At 40.8% G+C, this 15,353-nt stretch carries 23 protein-coding genes; 19 read left to right on the top strand and 4 right to left on the bottom strand.

Features of this window, described 5'->3' with window-relative positions; translation table 11 throughout:
• Nucleotides 1-28 precede the first annotated feature (28 nt).
• Nucleotides 29-274, bottom strand: coding sequence for a hypothetical protein (locus KTO63_RS03915; protein WP_217789842.1), 246 nt, complete (start codon nucleotides 272-274; stop codon nucleotides 29-31).
• A gap of 83 nt (nucleotides 275-357) precedes the next feature.
• Here KTO63_RS03915 and KTO63_RS03910 point away from each other — a divergent pair, with 83 nt between their 5' ends.
• From KTO63_RS03910 to KTO63_RS03885, 6 genes are all read left to right on the top strand, one after another.
• Complete coding sequence (locus tag KTO63_RS03910) at nucleotides 358-585, top strand: helix-turn-helix domain-containing protein (RefSeq protein ID WP_217789841.1); 228 nt, start codon at nucleotides 358-360, stop codon at nucleotides 583-585.
• A gap of 80 nt (nucleotides 586-665) precedes the next feature.
• Entirely contained in the window at nucleotides 666-1,370 is a 705-nt protein-coding gene (locus KTO63_RS03905; RefSeq protein ID WP_217789840.1) for a hypothetical protein, read from the top strand.
• 269 nt (nucleotides 1,371-1,639) lie between these two features.
• The gene (locus KTO63_RS03900) at nucleotides 1,640-2,128 is read left to right on the top strand and encodes a DinB family protein (RefSeq protein WP_217789839.1); all 489 of its coding nucleotides are present in this window, start codon (nucleotides 1,640-1,642) and stop codon (nucleotides 2,126-2,128) included.
• 185 nt (nucleotides 2,129-2,313) lie between these two features.
• Nucleotides 2,314-3,126 (top strand): DUF6597 domain-containing transcriptional factor, encoded by an 813-nt coding sequence (locus KTO63_RS26425; protein ID WP_217789838.1) that lies wholly within the window; start codon nucleotides 2,314-2,316, stop codon nucleotides 3,124-3,126.
• 152 nt (nucleotides 3,127-3,278) lie between these two features.
• Complete coding sequence (locus KTO63_RS03890; RefSeq protein WP_217789837.1) at nucleotides 3,279-3,578, top strand: c-type cytochrome; 300 nt, start codon at nucleotides 3,279-3,281, stop codon at nucleotides 3,576-3,578.
• 41 nt (nucleotides 3,579-3,619) lie between these two features.
• Nucleotides 3,620-4,129 (top strand): anthrone oxygenase family protein, encoded by a 510-nt coding sequence (locus tag KTO63_RS03885; protein WP_232373019.1) that lies wholly within the window; start codon nucleotides 3,620-3,622, stop codon nucleotides 4,127-4,129.
• A 118-nt stretch (nucleotides 4,130-4,247) separates the two neighbouring features.
• Here KTO63_RS03885 and KTO63_RS03880 read toward each other — a convergent pair whose 3' ends face one another.
• Both KTO63_RS03880 and KTO63_RS03875 read right to left on the bottom strand, forming a co-directional pair.
• A complete protein-coding gene (locus KTO63_RS03880) occupies nucleotides 4,248-4,730 on the bottom strand; it encodes a VOC family protein (protein WP_217789836.1) in 483 nt (160 codons plus the stop codon).
• Between the two features lie 264 nt (nucleotides 4,731-4,994).
• Nucleotides 4,995-5,978, bottom strand: a complete 984-nt coding sequence (locus KTO63_RS03875) for a GlxA family transcriptional regulator (RefSeq protein ID WP_217789835.1) — start codon at nucleotides 5,976-5,978, stop codon at nucleotides 4,995-4,997.
• A gap of 116 nt (nucleotides 5,979-6,094) precedes the next feature.
• Between KTO63_RS03875 and KTO63_RS03870 the strand changes: the two genes are divergently transcribed.
• The 10 genes from KTO63_RS03870 to KTO63_RS03825 all read left to right on the top strand — a co-directional run bounded on the left by KTO63_RS03870 (nucleotide 6,095) and on the right by KTO63_RS03825 (nucleotide 10,747).
• Nucleotides 6,095-6,658 (top strand): dihydrofolate reductase family protein, encoded by a 564-nt coding sequence (locus tag KTO63_RS03870; RefSeq protein ID WP_217789834.1) that lies wholly within the window; start codon nucleotides 6,095-6,097, stop codon nucleotides 6,656-6,658.
• Between the two features lie 36 nt (nucleotides 6,659-6,694).
• Complete coding sequence (locus KTO63_RS03865) at nucleotides 6,695-7,138, top strand: SRPBCC family protein (protein WP_217789833.1); 444 nt, start codon at nucleotides 6,695-6,697, stop codon at nucleotides 7,136-7,138.
• Between the two features lie 6 nt (nucleotides 7,139-7,144).
• Complete coding sequence (locus KTO63_RS03860; protein WP_217789832.1) at nucleotides 7,145-7,717, top strand: dihydrofolate reductase family protein; 573 nt, start codon at nucleotides 7,145-7,147, stop codon at nucleotides 7,715-7,717.
• 121 nt (nucleotides 7,718-7,838) lie between these two features.
• On the top strand, nucleotides 7,839-8,207 hold the full coding sequence (locus KTO63_RS03855; RefSeq protein WP_217789831.1) for an ArsR/SmtB family transcription factor: 369 nt from the start codon (nucleotides 7,839-7,841) through the stop codon (nucleotides 8,205-8,207).
• The gene (locus KTO63_RS03850) at nucleotides 8,176-8,664 is read left to right on the top strand and encodes an SRPBCC family protein (protein WP_217789830.1); all 489 of its coding nucleotides are present in this window, start codon (nucleotides 8,176-8,178) and stop codon (nucleotides 8,662-8,664) included. The genes KTO63_RS03855 and KTO63_RS03850 overlap by 32 nt, the downstream gene beginning before the upstream one ends.
• A 77-nt stretch (nucleotides 8,665-8,741) precedes the next feature.
• Entirely contained in the window at nucleotides 8,742-8,975 is a 234-nt protein-coding gene (locus KTO63_RS03845; RefSeq protein WP_217789829.1) for an SRPBCC domain-containing protein, read from the top strand.
• On the top strand, nucleotides 8,899-9,216 hold the full coding sequence (locus KTO63_RS03840; protein WP_217789828.1) for an SRPBCC domain-containing protein: 318 nt from the start codon (nucleotides 8,899-8,901) through the stop codon (nucleotides 9,214-9,216). The genes KTO63_RS03845 and KTO63_RS03840 overlap by 77 nt, the downstream gene beginning before the upstream one ends.
• Before the next feature lie 261 nt (nucleotides 9,217-9,477).
• Complete coding sequence (locus tag KTO63_RS03835) at nucleotides 9,478-9,930, top strand: VOC family protein (RefSeq protein ID WP_217789827.1); 453 nt, start codon at nucleotides 9,478-9,480, stop codon at nucleotides 9,928-9,930.
• A gap of 50 nt (nucleotides 9,931-9,980) precedes the next feature.
• On the top strand, nucleotides 9,981-10,397 hold the full coding sequence (locus KTO63_RS03830; protein ID WP_217789826.1) for a DoxX family protein: 417 nt from the start codon (nucleotides 9,981-9,983) through the stop codon (nucleotides 10,395-10,397).
• Between the two features lie 131 nt (nucleotides 10,398-10,528).
• Nucleotides 10,529-10,747 (top strand): hypothetical protein, encoded by a 219-nt coding sequence (locus KTO63_RS03825; protein ID WP_217789825.1) that lies wholly within the window; start codon nucleotides 10,529-10,531, stop codon nucleotides 10,745-10,747.
• Between the two features lie 102 nt (nucleotides 10,748-10,849).
• On the opposite strand, the gene KTO63_RS03820 is transcribed toward KTO63_RS03825, so the two are convergent.
• Nucleotides 10,850-12,571, bottom strand: coding sequence for a M23 family metallopeptidase (locus KTO63_RS03820; protein ID WP_217789824.1), 1,722 nt, complete (start codon nucleotides 12,569-12,571; stop codon nucleotides 10,850-10,852).
• A 368-nt stretch (nucleotides 12,572-12,939) separates the two neighbouring features.
• On the opposite strand from KTO63_RS03820, the gene KTO63_RS03815 reads away from it, so the two are divergent.
• The 3 genes from KTO63_RS03815 (at nucleotide 12,940) to KTO63_RS03805 (ending at nucleotide 15,158) form a co-directional block, all read left to right on the top strand.
• Nucleotides 12,940-13,155, top strand: a complete 216-nt coding sequence (locus tag KTO63_RS03815; protein WP_217789823.1) for a hypothetical protein — start codon at nucleotides 12,940-12,942, stop codon at nucleotides 13,153-13,155.
• Nucleotides 13,156-13,359: 204 nt separating this feature from the next.
• Nucleotides 13,360-14,631, top strand: coding sequence for an LVIVD repeat-containing protein (locus KTO63_RS03810; protein WP_217789822.1), 1,272 nt, complete (start codon nucleotides 13,360-13,362; stop codon nucleotides 14,629-14,631).
• Nucleotides 14,631-15,158 carry a hypothetical protein gene (locus tag KTO63_RS03805; RefSeq protein ID WP_217789821.1) on the top strand — a complete coding sequence of 176 codons (528 nt, stop codon included), beginning with the start codon at nucleotides 14,631-14,633 and terminating at the stop codon, nucleotides 15,156-15,158. Before KTO63_RS03810 ends, KTO63_RS03805 begins: the two co-directional genes overlap by 1 nt.
• Nucleotides 15,159-15,353 lie beyond the last annotated feature (195 nt).

Genomic DNA, 15,353 nt, shown 5'->3' with positions numbered 1-15,353 from the left:
AGGAACAATATAGTAAATTTAAAAATGTCTATGTGGTTTCCTTGCTGTTGGTTACATATTTGTCGGCGACTTCAAAAAATTTGACTAACTGTTTATAGCAAAAAAAGAAGTCCGATCTCTTTTTTGCTTCTCCAAACAAATGATTGTCAGAAGTCATACATGTTTCCATAGCGCCATGTAAAAAAGACTGAATATCCTCCAGGTCAAACGTATCGAAAAGATCCTCCAAAGAGATTTGAAAATTGATGTCGGATAGGGTGTTTTTTTTATTCATGTTGTAAGATTTTGCTTTCAATCACCCATGGGCGATTGTCACAAAGATAGGGTTTTTTGATCTTTACTTTCCTATAGGAGATTATGAAAAATAAAATCGATCAATTTGTAATTAGTAAGGTTCGTGAAATGCGAATTGAAAAACAATTGTCTCAGATGGACCTTGCAAACGAACTTGGAATGTCAGTTGGTTTTATTGGTAAAATAGAAAGTGAAAAATATCCATCGCACTACAACATTAAACACTTAAATGAGCTAGCAAAAATTTTGAAATGCAGCCCTCAGGATTTCCTTCCTAAAAAGCCTCTATAAATCAAATAGGGCCTTTTACAGAAATATTATTTTAACGCAATTCTCTCAACATTGATTAAAACCCTTTTAAACCCTACCAAATGAACTTTAATTTTTACGAACAATTTCAAAATCATTCTAACGAAGAACTAATTACAATCGTCAGGCAAACAGATGCCTACCAGCCCGAAGCTGTCGCTGCTGCTTATCAACATTTAAATGAACGACAAGTAAGTGAAAATGAAATTCTGGGCATTGAAGAAATCTCGGAGAGCAACTACACTGGCGGCACTAGCGAAGATGGACAGGAGGATTTGCTTGTACCCTATATACAGGAACCTTCCACAAGTATCTTCGCCAATAAATGGATCAATATTTTATTGGGCATTATTGCATTTCGATTTTTTTTCAAAGCCGGTCCAACGTTGTGGTATTTTTTCAAGTCCACGTTGTCTTATATCTATTTACTTAACTACAATGCTTTCTTAATTTTCGTAGTCCCTCCTATATTGTTTCTGTTAATTTTCAAAAGGACAAAATGGGGTTGGCTCCTCTTTTTCTCACTGTCCTTAATGCAAGTAATAGAGTTTACAGTAACTACCGGATTGGCTTTGGCATATGGCTATATAAATTATTTTTACCCTTTGCTAATTGCAACAATTTATCCCGCTCTTAGTGCTTTTACAGTATTCATTCTATGGAAAAATGACGTAGCTGACCTTTTCAATATTTCAAAGTCAACCAAACAAAAAACCGCCATGATCGTTTCGGTGCTAAGCATTTTGATTCTGCTTGCAAAACAATAACGCCTAAAACATAAAAGCATCATAACAATCACTTTGTAAAAGTTCCGCCAACTTATTCGTAAATTTTCATTCCAATATGTTTTGGTGTCAACAATGCTAAGCAAAGACTGCTTGTCATCCCGACGAAGGACGGATCTGGGAGCTGCCCAAACAACCTGTTAATGTAAAACTCAGATCCCTCCTTCGTCGGGATGACAAGCGACGTTGTTCTGTTTTCTAAAACATATTGATTAATCAATTTTAGAATTTTCATTCCAAAAAAATTTACCATGAGTGCTTCTACAGACTACGCGAAACTCGCCATTGAACAAGTTATTGCAGAATGGCAAAAGCAAAACAAAAGAGTGGACGATATGCTGGCTAAATTTTCCGCTGAACAATTCAACAGTGAAATTGCTCCCGGAAAAAATACCGGCACTTACCTGCTGGGACATTTGATCGCCGTGAATGACAACATTACAACGTTTCTTGGCTTCGAAAGATCTTATGCCCATTACGACGACATGTTTGTGAAAAATCCTGATAAATCGGGCTTTGCCTTTCCTTCCCTCGATGAATTAAAAACCGCTTGGAACAAAGTAAATGAAACACTGGCCAAACATTTTAGTTCGCTATCAACAGAGGACTGGTTTACAAAACATACGGCTGTTTCGCAATCCGACTTTGAAGCCAATCCGCAACGCAACAAACTCAACATTATCATTAACAGAACGAACCACCAATCTTATCATGTAGGGCAAATGGTATTGTTGGGGTGAGGCTTTTGTTACAATAAATAATGACTAAATTTATGTCAGGAATTAATAATTAATAATGAATAATTAATAGGGCGTCATTCATTATTAGATGTAAGACTTTACTTATTGAGCATGAAAGAGTGCTTACCTTATTGGTAAAGTGCTACACCTATTAATTCTTAATTATTAATTATTAATTGCTCTTCGTGCACTATCGTCAAATACTTCCACCACCTTATCTTGCAAAGCACGTTCGCTACTTCTGGACGCTGCGGGGTAATGACGTGCAGCATAATGCAGATGTTTTCCGTCCGCTACCGGATGGCTGCCCCGGCCTCATCTTTCAACCGGGGTTTGCACAGCAGGATTATGCATTGCCCGATTTCTTTTTATACGGACAAACTACACAACAAAACGAAATTATTTTAAACGAAAAGGTAGACACCATTGGTGTGTATTTCTATCCTGACGCATTGCGATCTGTGTTTGGCTTACATGCAGAAACATTGACGAACACCTGCATGAACGTTGTTGACGCTTCTCCCCAAAAATACATTTCCATAAACGATCAATTGCTTAACACCGCAACGGTGGAAGAAAAGATCAATATTATTGCTGCTTATCTTTTTGAATTAATTCAAAAGAATAACCACCATCAAAACGCGGAAGCTCAATATATTTTTTCGGCAATTTCTAAAAGCAAGGGCAATATTTCTCTGAAGAATCTGCATGCAGACACGCGCCTGTCGGAAAGAAGTTTTGAAAGAAAACTCAAGCAGCATATTGGTATTTCCGCAAAACTATTTTCGCGCATTTGCCGTTTTCAAACTTCGCTCACGCAATTGCGAAATAATAATTTTCAAAAACTATCCGACATTGCCTACGAAAACGAATACGCAGATCAATCGCACTTTATCCGCGCCTTTAAAGAATTTGCAGGTTGTACGCCGCAGCAGTTTCAAAAGCAAACGAATGAAGTAGTGGAGAATTTTCCAATAGTTGTCAGGGAGAGTTGTTAGTTGTTGGTTGATAGTTGTTTGACATCAATGACGACTGTTCATTAATAAAGGCTAACAACCAACAACTATCAACGAACAACTTTCTTCCCCCTGTCGGTTTTGTTCTATTTTAAGATTTCTAATCTTTCTTGTTTTGTGGAAAAGAAACAAAAATGAGAAAGCTCACAGCTACCTTCGCCATCATCTTTCTTTTATTTACGATCATCACCGGTTTTACATCAAATGTTAGCGGCAAAGAATTGTACTTGCACAATTGCGCCACCTGCCACGGCGAAACTGGCGACAGGGGCCGGTTTGGTGCCAAGGACCTGACGAAAAGTGTTCTGCCCGATTCTGCCATCATCCTTCAAATGCAAAACGGCAGGAAGATAATGCCGTCTTTCAGGAAAAGATTAACGTCCGACGAAATGCAGCAAATTATGCAGTTCGTAAAAACCCTGCGACAAAACTAAAACCCTCTGCCATTATTATTTGTTTCAAATCAATACTCAAAATGAAAAGATCTATGTTTTCTCTTTTAAATATTTTGTTGATCGTTGCTGCTGTTTTATCAGCATTAATTGCGGGACTGTTCTATGCGTGGTCATGCTCCATTATTCCCGGCCTTGCAAAACTCGACGGAAGAACTTATGTAGCGGCCATGCAGTCATTCAACAAAGCAATTCTGAACCCCGTGTTCTTCTTAAGTTTCATGGGCACATTGATCATGTTACCGGTTGCAACATTCGCGCATTTTCACCAGCCGTTATCTGCGCGGTTTTGGTTGTTGCTTGCCGCATCGGTTCTGTATGTTGTTGGGGTGTTTGGCATTACCGCGTTTGGAAATGTTCCGTTGAACAATATACTGGCGTCATTCGATTTGTCCTCGGCTTCAAACGAAGCAGTCAACGAAGTAAGAATAAAATTTGAAGCACCGTGGAATAGTTTGCACAGCATTCGAACAGTTGCGTCCATTGCAGTGCTGGTGTTGGTTGTTTGTGCGTGTGTGCGAGGGGAGAATTAATAATTAATAATTAAAAAGGCAGCATTCAATACTGTATCTACGATTTAGATTGTTAAGCAATAAAGAATGCTGCCTTCTTGATAATCTGCCACACCTATTAATTCTTAATTATTAATTATTAATTACTTCTCCCATCCCTTGCATCCTCAAGTTCTTTGATATTCAGTTTATCCATTTTCATCATTGCTTCCATGCCTCTTCTTGCTTTAACAGGATCGGGGTCACCCAATATATCATTCAAAACTCTCGGCACAATCTGCCACGATAAACCAAATTTATCTTTCAGCCAGCCGCAGCGTGAGGGCTCACCGCCGTTGGCAATCAGCTTGTTCCACTTTTCATCAATTTCTTCCTGGGTATCGCAAAGTACAAACAGAGAAAATGCTTCGGTGAATTTGAAAATAGGGCCACCATTCAGCACCATAAAGTCCTGGCCTTCGATGGTAAAAATAGCCGTCATCAATTGTCCCTCAGGGCCGGGACCACCTTTTCCATAATAGCGTTTATTTTTTACGCTTGCATTTCTAAAAATGCTGGTGTAAAGATTCATGGCCTCTTCCGCATTATTATCATACCACAGGAATGGTGTTATTTTTTGCATAATTGACAAGTTTTAAAGTGTGTGTTTTGTTGTTGTTATTGTAACACAAACATAGTGAGGAAGAGACTGGGGAGTGATGGGCGGTTGCGACAAAGAGAGAGGCTTTTGAGACAAAAGCAATTACTAATTAATAATTAATAATTAGTAATTAATAGGTGTAGCATCAAAGAGTAAAGTATGCTACCCTATGTCGATCTACAACAAAGCTGCATCCATTAACGAATGCAGCTCTATTAATTTTTAATTATTAATTATTAATTCGTCCTAAGCGACAGCTTGCTTATTATACTTATTCCTATACTCCAGCGGCGACAATCCTGTTGTTTTTTTGAAGACTGTGCGAAAGGCTTTAATGTCGGAGTAGCCAACGTCGTACATAACTTCCTGGATATTTTTCCTGCTTGTTTCGAAGCTTTTTTTAGCAGCTTCTACTTTTACGCGTTGAATGTATTCGGTAACGGTATTGCAGGTTGCTTTTTTAAATCTGCGTTCGAGGCTTCTGCGGCCCAGCGCGAGATTGGAAGCGAGTTGATCAACGGTGATGCGTTCCTGGAAATTATTTTCAATAAACTCCTGTGCTTTTTTCACCGGCTCATCTTCATGATTTTTTTGTCCCTTGAACATGATGAACGGCGACTGGCTGTCGCGATCAATGTCAATCATAAACGCCTTTGCAACCACTATCGCTATCTCGCGGCCTGCATATCGTTCTACCAGGTAAGCAAGAAGATTTACGTAAGAGTAAGCGCCGCCGCTTGTGTAGATGCCATCGGCTTCAGTTATTATTTTATCATCTACAAGGTTAACGTCAGGAAACATTTCGCGAAACTCATTGGTAAATCTCCAGTGTGTTGCGCATTGTTTTCCTTTCAGCAAGCCGGTAGAAGCAAGAAAGAAACTGCCAACACAAAAGCTCGCCAATTCAGCACCGTTTGCACGTTGGTCCATTATCCAGGGAATAAACTCTTTGTTCATTTCTATAGATGCGGCGATATCATTTCCCAGCATGGCCGGGATAACAATGAGATCCGTTTTCTTTACATCGTTGATCAATTTGTGAGGATCGATAGTGAAAAGTCCATTGCGTTGGCTGGTGTCGTGCCCAAGCCCTACAAGTTCCACTTTAAACAAAGGATCTCTTCCCATGCTGGCAAGTATACCATTTACTTCACAGAACACCTGGTGACTACCTTCAATATTCGTTACGCTTGTGTGGCCACGAGGTACTAATATGGATATGTGTTTCATGCAATAAAAGTAGAGAATCTTATTGTCGTAATCAACCCCTTAGAATGTTGCATTTGCACCTCACTACCTTTTTGCATGCATGGTAAGTTTGTATTGTAATTATTAAACTCTCCACCATGCGTAAACTTATTGCTCAAACACTCATTAGCCTCGACGGCTATTTTGAGGACCACAACAAAGGCCTTAACTGGCACAATGTGGACGAGGAGTTTGATAATTATACAATTGAAATGCTTGGCGGCTTCGACACGCTGCTTTTTGGAAGAGTGACTTATGAGCTCATGGAAAGTTTCTGGCCAACAGAGGAGGCGATAAAGGCGGACCCAATTGTGGCAAGGTATATGAATGAATTACCAAAAGTGGTTTTTTCTAAAAAGTTAAAAACCGCCACATGGAACAATACCAAAGTGGTGAATGCAAACATTGCGGAAGAAGTACAAAAATTAAAGGAGCAGCCGGGCCGGGACATTGCGTTGTTTGCCAGTTCCAATCTCGCCAAAACTTTCATTGAACACAACCTTATTGATGAGTTTCATTTCCTTATAAACCCTATCGTGCTGGGCACTGGACACAGTTTTTTAAATGGTTTGGCCGGCAAGCGAAAATTAAAATTGATACGATCCAGAATTTTCGGCTCCGGCAATGTGTTGCTGTGCTACGAACCTGTGAGAGCTAATTAATTAACCTTCTATTTACTAATTAAAAATTGCTTTATCATGGAAAGAGGAACAATCAAAAAATCAATTGATGTGAAGGCTCCGGCATCGAAAGTCTGGAACGTGCTCACGCAAGATAAGTTCAACCGCATTTGGTACGCTGCGTTTATGGAAGGCTCATATGCAGTTACAGACTGGCAGCAAGGGAGCAAGGTAACATTTCTGGATGGGGACAAAAATGGCGTCTTCGGAAAAATTGTTGAACTAAAACCGAATGAAAAGATATCCATGCGATATGAGGGCGTAGTGGAAAATGGACAAGAAACAACCACCAGCGACGACGCAAAACAATGGATAGGAGCCACTGAAATTTATTCGCTTTCAAACACGAACGGCAATACATCCATACTTGTAGAACTTGAGGGTCCGGTTAAATTTATGGAGATGTGCACGCCTTTATGGGACAAAGCATTGCAAAAAATAAAAGGACTGTCTGAAGAATAAAAAGTAATGAAAAAATTAATCCTATCAACAAATGTTACGCTGGATGGCTTTATGGCCGGCCCTAATAAAGAACTGGACTGGCACTTTGATAACTGGAACGAAGAGATGGCCGAGTATGCATGGCAACAGCTGAATAACGTTGATACTATTCTGGTGGGAAGAGGAACCTATGAAGGCATGTCCATTTTCTGGCCTGAAGCGGCGGTCAATCCAATCATCAGAAAACGGGATGTGGAGTTTGCAAAACGGATGAATGATCTGCCAAAAATTGTTTTCTCTAAAACCCTTGCCGAAGTTAACTGGAACAATTCGCGACTGGCCAGCAAAAGCGATGTTGAAGAAGTAGCTGCACTTAAAAAACATCGTGGAAAAGATATCATACTCTGGGGAGGCATTGGCATGGCTCAGTCGTTCATAGAACATGAACTGATAGATGAATACAGGATTTGGGTGGCTCCCATTGCCATTGGAAACGGCATTCCACTTTTCACAGTTGATCACAAGCTCAAACTAAAGTTGTTGCGGTCAAAAATGTTTAGCAACGGCGTCATACTGCTGGTGTATGCGCCTTACAAATAATCTTTCGTTTTGTGTTCTTTGAAAATCAATGGAATTGCTAATGCTCAAAAATATTTTTTCGAAAACACTTGTGAAACCGAAAGGTTGCATATAATTTTGTAACCAAAAGGTTGCATATTTTATGAGAAGAGATGTTTTCCAGGCAATAGCCGACCCCACCAGACGAGCGATCATAAACATGATTGCACATCAGCCGCTAAACGTGAATACAGTCACGGAGAATTTTGATGTGAGCCGTACCGCTGTTTATAAACACATTAAAATCCTCACAGAATGCGGGTTGATAGAGATTAAGCAACAAGGCCGCGAACGCTTTTGCGAAGCGAAACTGCAAAAGCTGAACGAAGTGTCTGACTGGGTGGAACAATACCGGCAGTTCTGGAAAGCACGTCTCGATTCTCTCGACAATTATTTGAGCGAGCTGCAATCCAAAAATGATTCAAAAACAAAAAAGAAAAATGATGGAACAAGTAAAAGAACACGCAAGTAGCACGGCCAACAGGGAGATACGCTCTGTACGTGTTTTCAATGCGCCACGTGAACTGGTCTTTAAAGTGTGGACAAGCCCGGAGCATGTTGCTCAGTGGTGGGGACCAAGCGGCTTTACACTTACTACGAAAAAAATGGAAGTGCGTCCGGGTGGCGTTTGGGATTTCATTATGCATGGGCCTGATGGAAGAGACTATCCAAACTATATCAAGTATCGTGAAGTGAAAAGCCCTGAAAAATTGGCCTTTGATCATGGCTCAGGTCCTGATGATACGAAAGGAAGTTTTTATGTAACGGTAGAGTTTGAAGAAATAACAAAAAATAAAACACAAGTGACCATGAACATGCTGTTCCAAACTGCAGCGGATCGTGATTTTGTAGTAAAAGAATACAATGCTGTTCAAGGTCAGAAAGAAACAATGGATCGTTTGGAAGGCTATTTGACTTTGCTTAGTTAGAGAGAAGGGAGCACACAGATGACACGGATTGGACTGATTTACACTGATTTTTTCATGAGTATTAAAAGCAAACTTTTATGGAACTATTAAGAGAGATCATTAAGACTACAGCAGATACTGAAATTATTACGATAAGAGTGGTGAATGCCAATAGTTCCATTGCTTACAAAGCATGGGCCGATCCTAATCATTTAAAAAATTGGTGGGGACCTAATGGCTTTACAAATACTTTTCATGAACATGACCTGCAGCACGGCGGTAAATGGAAGTTCACTATGCCATGGACCAGAAGGCGGCAATTACGAAAATGAATGTGTATTCATTAAAGTGGAAGAAGGAAAGCAGATCGCATGGTATCGCATTTCAAAACCATTGTTTCAGAGCCTCGTAACATTTGAGCCGGTCTCGGAAATGAAAACAAAGATCGTTTTCAAAATGCTTTTCGATACCAAAGAAGAGTGCGACAAGATTAGATCATTTGCTCCGGAAAAGAATGAAGAGAATTTTGACAGGCTGGAGCGGGAGCTCGAAAGCATGAAGGTTACAGCGTGACACTCATTAGTAAATTAATGCTTCAGAATCAAAGTGATTGAAAAACCAACAGCCTGTTGTTTGTCATCCCGAGGAACAAGGGATCTGTGACTCAAACAAGCAACAAGATTGGGCAATACCCACATCCCTCGTTCCTCGGGATGACAAACACCGTTCCCATTGATTGCATCGATCGTAAGTCGGAGAGATTGAATTTCGAACCATTCACGATTGACCATTCACCACCCGACATTTTAAACAACACCATAAAAACTTACAATCATGGCAGTTCTCAATCCTTATTTAAATTTCAACGGTAATACCGAAGAAGCTTTCAATTTTTACAAATCAGTTTTTGGCGGAGATTTCTTCATGCTAATGCGCATGGGCGATGTGAAGGATGTGCCGGGCTTCGACAAACTATCTGACGCTGACAAGAGCAAGATCATGCACATTTCTTTGCCAATTGGCAAAAGCGATGTGCTCATGGGCACAGACGTTGTTGAATCGATGGGCCAGCAAAAAGTAAGCGGCAATAATTTTTCCATCGCCATTGGTGCCGATAGCAAGGAAGAAGCAGACAAGCTTTTTAACGGCCTTTCAAATGGCGGCCAGGTAGCAATGCCAATGGGCGATACTTTCTGGGGAGCTTACTACGGTATGTTTACAGACAAATTCGGCATCCAGTGGATGATCAGCTATGACACGCAAAACGTTCCACCTAACAATCGATAAGTCGGCTGTGCTTCTATTTCATACCTCAACATCACTAAAAGTAAATCAAGATGAAAAAGACGAAAATTATATACTGGATATTCACTGTGCTGGTGCTCCTGCTAATGGGCGTTGGCGCAGTTCCCAGTATTATTAAATCTGAAGATTCCGTTAAGTTGATACATGATCACCTTAATTATCCCGTTTACTTTGTCCCTTTTACAGGTGTGGCAAAATTATTGGGATGTATTGCATTGCTTGTTCCCGGCTATCCCAGAATCAAAGAATGGGTATATGCGGGACTTACATTTGATCTTATCGGAGCCATCTATTCATTCATTTGCGTAGGCGACCCGGCATCAGGATGGTTCCCTCTGGTAATAGGTCTGGCATGCATTGCAGGCTCTTATATATATTATCACAAGTTGAGAAAACTAAAAGCTGCATCAAATGGAACAAGCTATTCTGGAAATACGGCATTTGCTTAATGGCCTGTATCACTTCCAGCTCTCCGAATAAAGCCTAACGCGCAACGCTTAATGCTCAACGCAGGGTGCAGCACTCAAACTGCGTTCTGCGTTAGGCATTCGGCGTTAGGCACAGTTTAAAACATTTCAAAATGATAGAAGTATTCAAAACCGATGTAACTGAGCTGCATATCGCCAATATGCTGATCGAGCGCATACATGCGATCTTCCGTCATTACAGAGCAAACTTTGACCTGGATGATTGCGATAAAATTCTGCGTGTAAAAAGCAACGAGGATGAAGTGCAGCATGCATCGCTGATAAGTTTGCTGCAGGAGTTCGGTTATAATGCCGAGGTGCTGCCGGATTAGGGCAGAGCTGAATAATTGAATAAACCGAATAACAGAAAGCTTAAAGTCAGAAAAGCCTGTTAAACGTAAACATTCAGTTATTCAGTTACTCAGTTATTCAATTTATCTTGTCAAGCTAAACTCCTTCACGCTCTTATTTCCCGCCTCATCTTCCACTGATATCTTCAATGTGTGTGTGCCGGGTAGAAACTTCTCGTCTATTTTATAAATGAAGCTCAACCCCTTGTCATTCGTGAATCGTAGCCATTTGCCGTCGAGCTCGGCGCGGAAGTTTTTATATTTTCCGAAATTGTCCTTCACACTAATCACCAGCCTTGACAAATGACTGACATTACTTCCATTTGCAAAGCCAACCGGAGTAATTTCAGGCGCTTCATTGTCTACTAACAATTGATAGCTTCCAAAATCTTTAAACTTTGCAGCGGCCCAGCCATTGTTCCACTCTACCGCCATCACTTCTTTTTTAGAACCCGCGAATCGTTGCATTACTACCTTGCTCTGTTCGTCGGGCGACAATGTTTTGCCGGGCTTAATACGCACCACCATTGCATCCTGTAAAGGAATATAAGGTGCACCAATGGTATGGATAGCAGAAACCGCAGCCGGAGCAGTAGCAGCGCTTGCCTTATAAGCAATATGTACAGAATCGTACAAGCACCTTTCACCCATATAAAACTCGCACTCAGGATTTTCAGAAACATCCAGCATCATCGGGTAAAACATTTTGCCGGCGGCAGTAGATGCAGGCGTAGCGCTTCCATTCCACTGTACTTTGGTTTGTACAAAAGACGAGTTGCCATAGGCATCTTTAATAATGATCTTAATATTGTGAACCCCTTTATCACTCAGGTCAATCACACCATCACCACTTACCTTTTTATATATAGAGTGAATGTAGCCGGGCAGTTCGCTAAGATGCTCTACATAAGGGCCGCCGTTTGCCTTCATCTTGTAATCTACGTGGGCATTGATGTATCTCGTGTCATCATAACTTATATTGTCCATTTCAAAACCTATAACGGCTTTGTCATTATCATAAAGTTCTCCCTGGAAAACGCCGTTCTGATTACTGGAGCCGGACTGTGTGTCGTACGTACCAACGGCAAAACTGACTTTTGCATTGCTTACGGTAACAATATCCTGACTTGTCTCATATCCACCTGCAATTTTCTTGATAGGCAGCATGCGGGGCGATTGCTCATAAACGCTCGTTAGCCTGTTGTAGAGGGCGAGTCTTGTTATCACCGGCGAAGTGTTGTCTGCAATGGGAAGCCCAAACAACATTGGGTTTACGTTCACATCATCAGCTGTTCTGCGAATTTCAAAATGCACGTGCGGAGCCTGTGATCCACCAGTGTTTCCGCTATATGCAATGAAATCTCCCTTTTTTACAACGAACAGATTTGCAGGCACATCGAGGAAAACTTTCCACGATTCGAGATTGTATTGTTGTTGCTTTACCCAGGCTTCAATCTGCGGATTGAAATCATTCAGGTGGCAATACACTGTTGTATATCCATTGGGATGATTAATATAAATAGCTCTTCCAAAGCCCGCGGGCTCTATCTTGATGCGTGACACGTAACCGTCTGCAGCGGCATGCACCGGAAGGTTTTCACGTTGCTGCGTTTTAATGTCAAGCCCCATGTGGTAATGGTTTGGCCGAAGCTCTCCGAGATTTCCGGCAAGGTTAATGGGTATATTTAACGGGTTGTTAAAAAAATCTTTGGGATATGTTTTCGTTGTAAAGATTTGCGCGACTAATGCCTGCCCTGCGATGCCAAAAAATATTGTGGTGAGTAAAAACTTTTTGCTGTAATTCATTGTTATTAAAATGATAATCCGTAAAAATAAAATAAAACTTCGCACCTATAATCATCCCCCTTGTTAATTGCCCTGGAAGTACCGTGAACACTGAGTCTGCAGCCAAAGGCAAATTTTTAAAAAATGAAAAATTTGTGATAAAAATAAGGGTGACATTTTACTTGATGCCGTATTAATCATTAAGTGATTTTCCACCTGGTCACTAAAAATGTTTTAAAAAGGTTAAAGATCTAGTTCTCTCTGATTAATAGCTCCTGTTTTTTCAAAAATACCCTAATTCGGGTATGCATTTTGTATAATTCGGATACAGCGTTTTCAACGTAAAAGTTGTCTAATATATATTGTTGAACTATTTAAAAAGATGAGTTATGAAAAGTATGAAACAAAACCTGGTAATCCTCGTGGCAATCGTGATCGGATCAGTAATTGGTGTGTTTAAAGGACATGAAGCGAAACAGAAATTCATCTTTAAATGGGTCAGTGACGCTGACGAAAAACAACATTTGTCAGAATTGAAGAAAGAGAAACGTGCAGGCAAGTTGCTGCTGGACGATATTGAAATGGCTGCATTCCACAAAGCATAGTAGAATTCAGTCTCATAAATAGTTTAGTACATTGATCGTTTCCTGATGCCCCCGATTTTTTCGGGGGCTTTTTATTTGGGCTTCGACAAGCTCAGCCTGACATTGCACTCAGGGTGTCATGCTGAGCTTGTCGAAGCATAAATAATGTTAAAAGAAAGCAACGCTGGTAGTTTTTTATGTGTCAGAGCATGAAAACCCTCTATAATGAAAAAGAAAACGCTGCTTGTAGGTGCCTGTGTCGTAGGCATAGGGACCTTATTGACCTTTCTTTTACCCGGCTGCTTTAAAGATAACTGTTCAAAATCCTACACTTATTTTGTACCTGTTTATAAAACCACTGCACAGGTAAGGGCCGAAATGAAAAGCAACCCTGCCAAAAATGTAGAATTGCCCGGCAAGATCTATTTGTATGGCAAATACATTTTCCTGAACGATTTAAACAAAGGCATTCACATTTACGATAACTCCAATCCATCGTCTCCACAGAACGTAGCATTCATAGACATTCCGGGCAACGTGGACATGGCCGTTAAAGGAAATATCCTGTATGCAGATTCCTACTCGGACCTTGTTACAATAGACATAACCAACCCTCTGGATGCGAAAGCACTGACTTTTACTGAAAATATATTTCCCGTATACGGATACTACAACTCGTACGACCCGGTCAGCGGATCGAATATAAAATCGGTTGTTGTTGACTGGATAAAAAGAGATACCACTATTGATATTGATTGCGGAAAAAACAAGAACCTGATTTTGTACTTCGATGGAGTCACGCTCAATTCCTACACAGCTTCTCAGGGCACAGTAACATCCCCTGCAGGCATTGGCGGATCCACGGCGAGGTTTGCTTTAGCAAAAGATCACTTGTATACTGTTCACCAGTCTTCATTAAAAGCATTTAATCTTTCTTCACCAAAGCAACCTTCATTTGAAAAAACCATTGACGTTCAAAGGACGGTTGAAACCATTTTTCCTTTCCAGAACAAACTCTTCATTGGTTCTACCAGCGGCATGTTCATTTACAATATTGACAACGCCGCCAATCCCGTTCAGGAAGGCCAGTTTGAGCACGTACGCAGTTGCGATCCTGTGATAGCAGACAGCAAGTTTGCCTATGTAACATTGCGCTCTGGCAACACCTGCGCAGGCTACACCAACCAGCTCGAAGTGTTGAATATTGAAAATCTCAAGAATCCGGTTTTACTGAAAACCCATTTAATGACCAACCCCCGCGGCCTTTCAAAAGATGGCGATCTGCTTTTCATTTGTGATGGTCCGGACGGACTGCGGGTTTATAAAACTGCGGATGGTGTAAATATCGAATCACAACAAACCATTTCCGGCATTGAAACCTACGATGTCATTGCCAATAATAAAGTAGCATTGGTTGTTGCGAAAGACGGGCTTTATCAATACGACTACAGCAATCCGTCCAATTTAAAATTGCTCAGTAAAATATCCGTGAAATAATGAAGTCGACAATCATTTTATTGTTTTGTGTGCTGGCCAGTGTATCATTTGCCAATGCGCAAAACAAAGCCAAGTTCAGCTCTATAAACCAGGTGGGCGTTTTGGGAAACCAAAGTGCTACGACAGTTGCATTTCAAACACTCAATGGAGCCTGCTATAAAGGTTGGTTTGCCGGTGTGGGCGCCGGAGTAGATTTTCATCAATATTTTACGGTGCCCGTTTTTCTTGATGTGAGAAAGGAGTTTGGGCAAACGAACTACAAGCCTTTCGTATACCTCGATGGAGGCGTGAGCATTTACGCGGATGACAAGGACGCATTTTATGACTACAAAAATGGTGGCTGCTTTGAGGGTGGTGTTGGCTATGCTTTTTACTTTCATAAAAGACAGGCAGTACTCTTGAGTGCCGGCTACAGCTATAAGAGTTTTAAGAAAGAGCGTTCCTGGGGAGATGCATGGAACCACACTGTAGACACTTATAACTATAATTTTAACAGACTGGCAGTTAAAGTGGGACTGCGCTTTTAGGAAATGGAACGCAGATTTTCATGATTGTCATGATTAGTGACGATTTATATTGAGGTTCAAAGTTCAAAGGTCGACTCAAGTCTCAAGACCAAAATCATGATAAACCATGACAATCATGAAAATCTGCGTCCCATTCTCTCTTGAGAAAGCTTAAAGAAATAATCATAAATGCGTGAAACGCTGACTATGACTCTT

This window comes from Pinibacter aurantiacus, assembly GCF_019130065.1.
Classification (GTDB): Bacteria; Bacteroidota; Bacteroidia; order Chitinophagales; family Chitinophagaceae; genus Pinibacter; species Pinibacter aurantiacus.
This window is presented reverse-complemented; position numbering and strand designations above follow the sequence as displayed.

Excerpts from the sequence above, each read along its gene's own strand:
- KTO63_RS03915 (WP_217789842.1), bottom strand. The coding sequence starts at position 274 with ATGAATAAAAAAAACACCCTATCCGACATCAATTTTCAAATCTCTTTG.
- KTO63_RS03910 (WP_217789841.1), top strand. The coding sequence starts at position 358 with ATGAAAAATAAAATCGATCAATTTGTAATTAGTAAGGTTCGTGAAATG.
- KTO63_RS03905 (WP_217789840.1), top strand. The coding sequence starts at position 666 with ATGAACTTTAATTTTTACGAACAATTTCAAAATCATTCTAACGAAGAA.
- KTO63_RS03900 (WP_217789839.1), top strand. The coding sequence starts at position 1,640 with ATGAGTGCTTCTACAGACTACGCGAAACTCGCCATTGAACAAGTTATT.
- KTO63_RS03890 (WP_217789837.1), top strand. The coding sequence starts at position 3,279 with ATGAGAAAGCTCACAGCTACCTTCGCCATCATCTTTCTTTTATTTACG.
- KTO63_RS03885 (WP_232373019.1), top strand. The coding sequence starts at position 3,620 with ATGAAAAGATCTATGTTTTCTCTTTTAAATATTTTGTTGATCGTTGCT.
- KTO63_RS03880 (WP_217789836.1), bottom strand. The coding sequence starts at position 4,730 with ATGCAAAAAATAACACCATTCCTGTGGTATGATAATAATGCGGAAGAG.
- KTO63_RS03875 (WP_217789835.1), bottom strand. The coding sequence starts at position 5,978 with ATGAAACACATATCCATATTAGTACCTCGTGGCCACACAAGCGTAACG.
- KTO63_RS03870 (WP_217789834.1), top strand. The coding sequence starts at position 6,095 with ATGCGTAAACTTATTGCTCAAACACTCATTAGCCTCGACGGCTATTTT.
- KTO63_RS03865 (WP_217789833.1), top strand. The coding sequence starts at position 6,695 with ATGGAAAGAGGAACAATCAAAAAATCAATTGATGTGAAGGCTCCGGCA.
- KTO63_RS03860 (WP_217789832.1), top strand. The coding sequence starts at position 7,145 with ATGAAAAAATTAATCCTATCAACAAATGTTACGCTGGATGGCTTTATG.
- KTO63_RS03855 (WP_217789831.1), top strand. The coding sequence starts at position 7,839 with ATGAGAAGAGATGTTTTCCAGGCAATAGCCGACCCCACCAGACGAGCG.
- KTO63_RS03850 (WP_217789830.1), top strand. The coding sequence starts at position 8,176 with ATGATGGAACAAGTAAAAGAACACGCAAGTAGCACGGCCAACAGGGAG.
- KTO63_RS03845 (WP_217789829.1), top strand. The coding sequence starts at position 8,742 with ATGGAACTATTAAGAGAGATCATTAAGACTACAGCAGATACTGAAATT.
- KTO63_RS03840 (WP_217789828.1), top strand. The coding sequence starts at position 8,899 with ATGAACATGACCTGCAGCACGGCGGTAAATGGAAGTTCACTATGCCAT.
- KTO63_RS03835 (WP_217789827.1), top strand. The coding sequence starts at position 9,478 with ATGGCAGTTCTCAATCCTTATTTAAATTTCAACGGTAATACCGAAGAA.
- KTO63_RS03830 (WP_217789826.1), top strand. The coding sequence starts at position 9,981 with ATGAAAAAGACGAAAATTATATACTGGATATTCACTGTGCTGGTGCTC.
- KTO63_RS03825 (WP_217789825.1), top strand. The coding sequence starts at position 10,529 with ATGATAGAAGTATTCAAAACCGATGTAACTGAGCTGCATATCGCCAAT.
- KTO63_RS03820 (WP_217789824.1), bottom strand. The coding sequence starts at position 12,571 with ATGAATTACAGCAAAAAGTTTTTACTCACCACAATATTTTTTGGCATC.
- KTO63_RS03815 (WP_217789823.1), top strand. The coding sequence starts at position 12,940 with ATGAAAAGTATGAAACAAAACCTGGTAATCCTCGTGGCAATCGTGATC.
- KTO63_RS03810 (WP_217789822.1), top strand. The coding sequence starts at position 13,360 with ATGAAAAAGAAAACGCTGCTTGTAGGTGCCTGTGTCGTAGGCATAGGG.
- KTO63_RS03805 (WP_217789821.1), top strand. The coding sequence starts at position 14,631 with ATGAAGTCGACAATCATTTTATTGTTTTGTGTGCTGGCCAGTGTATCA.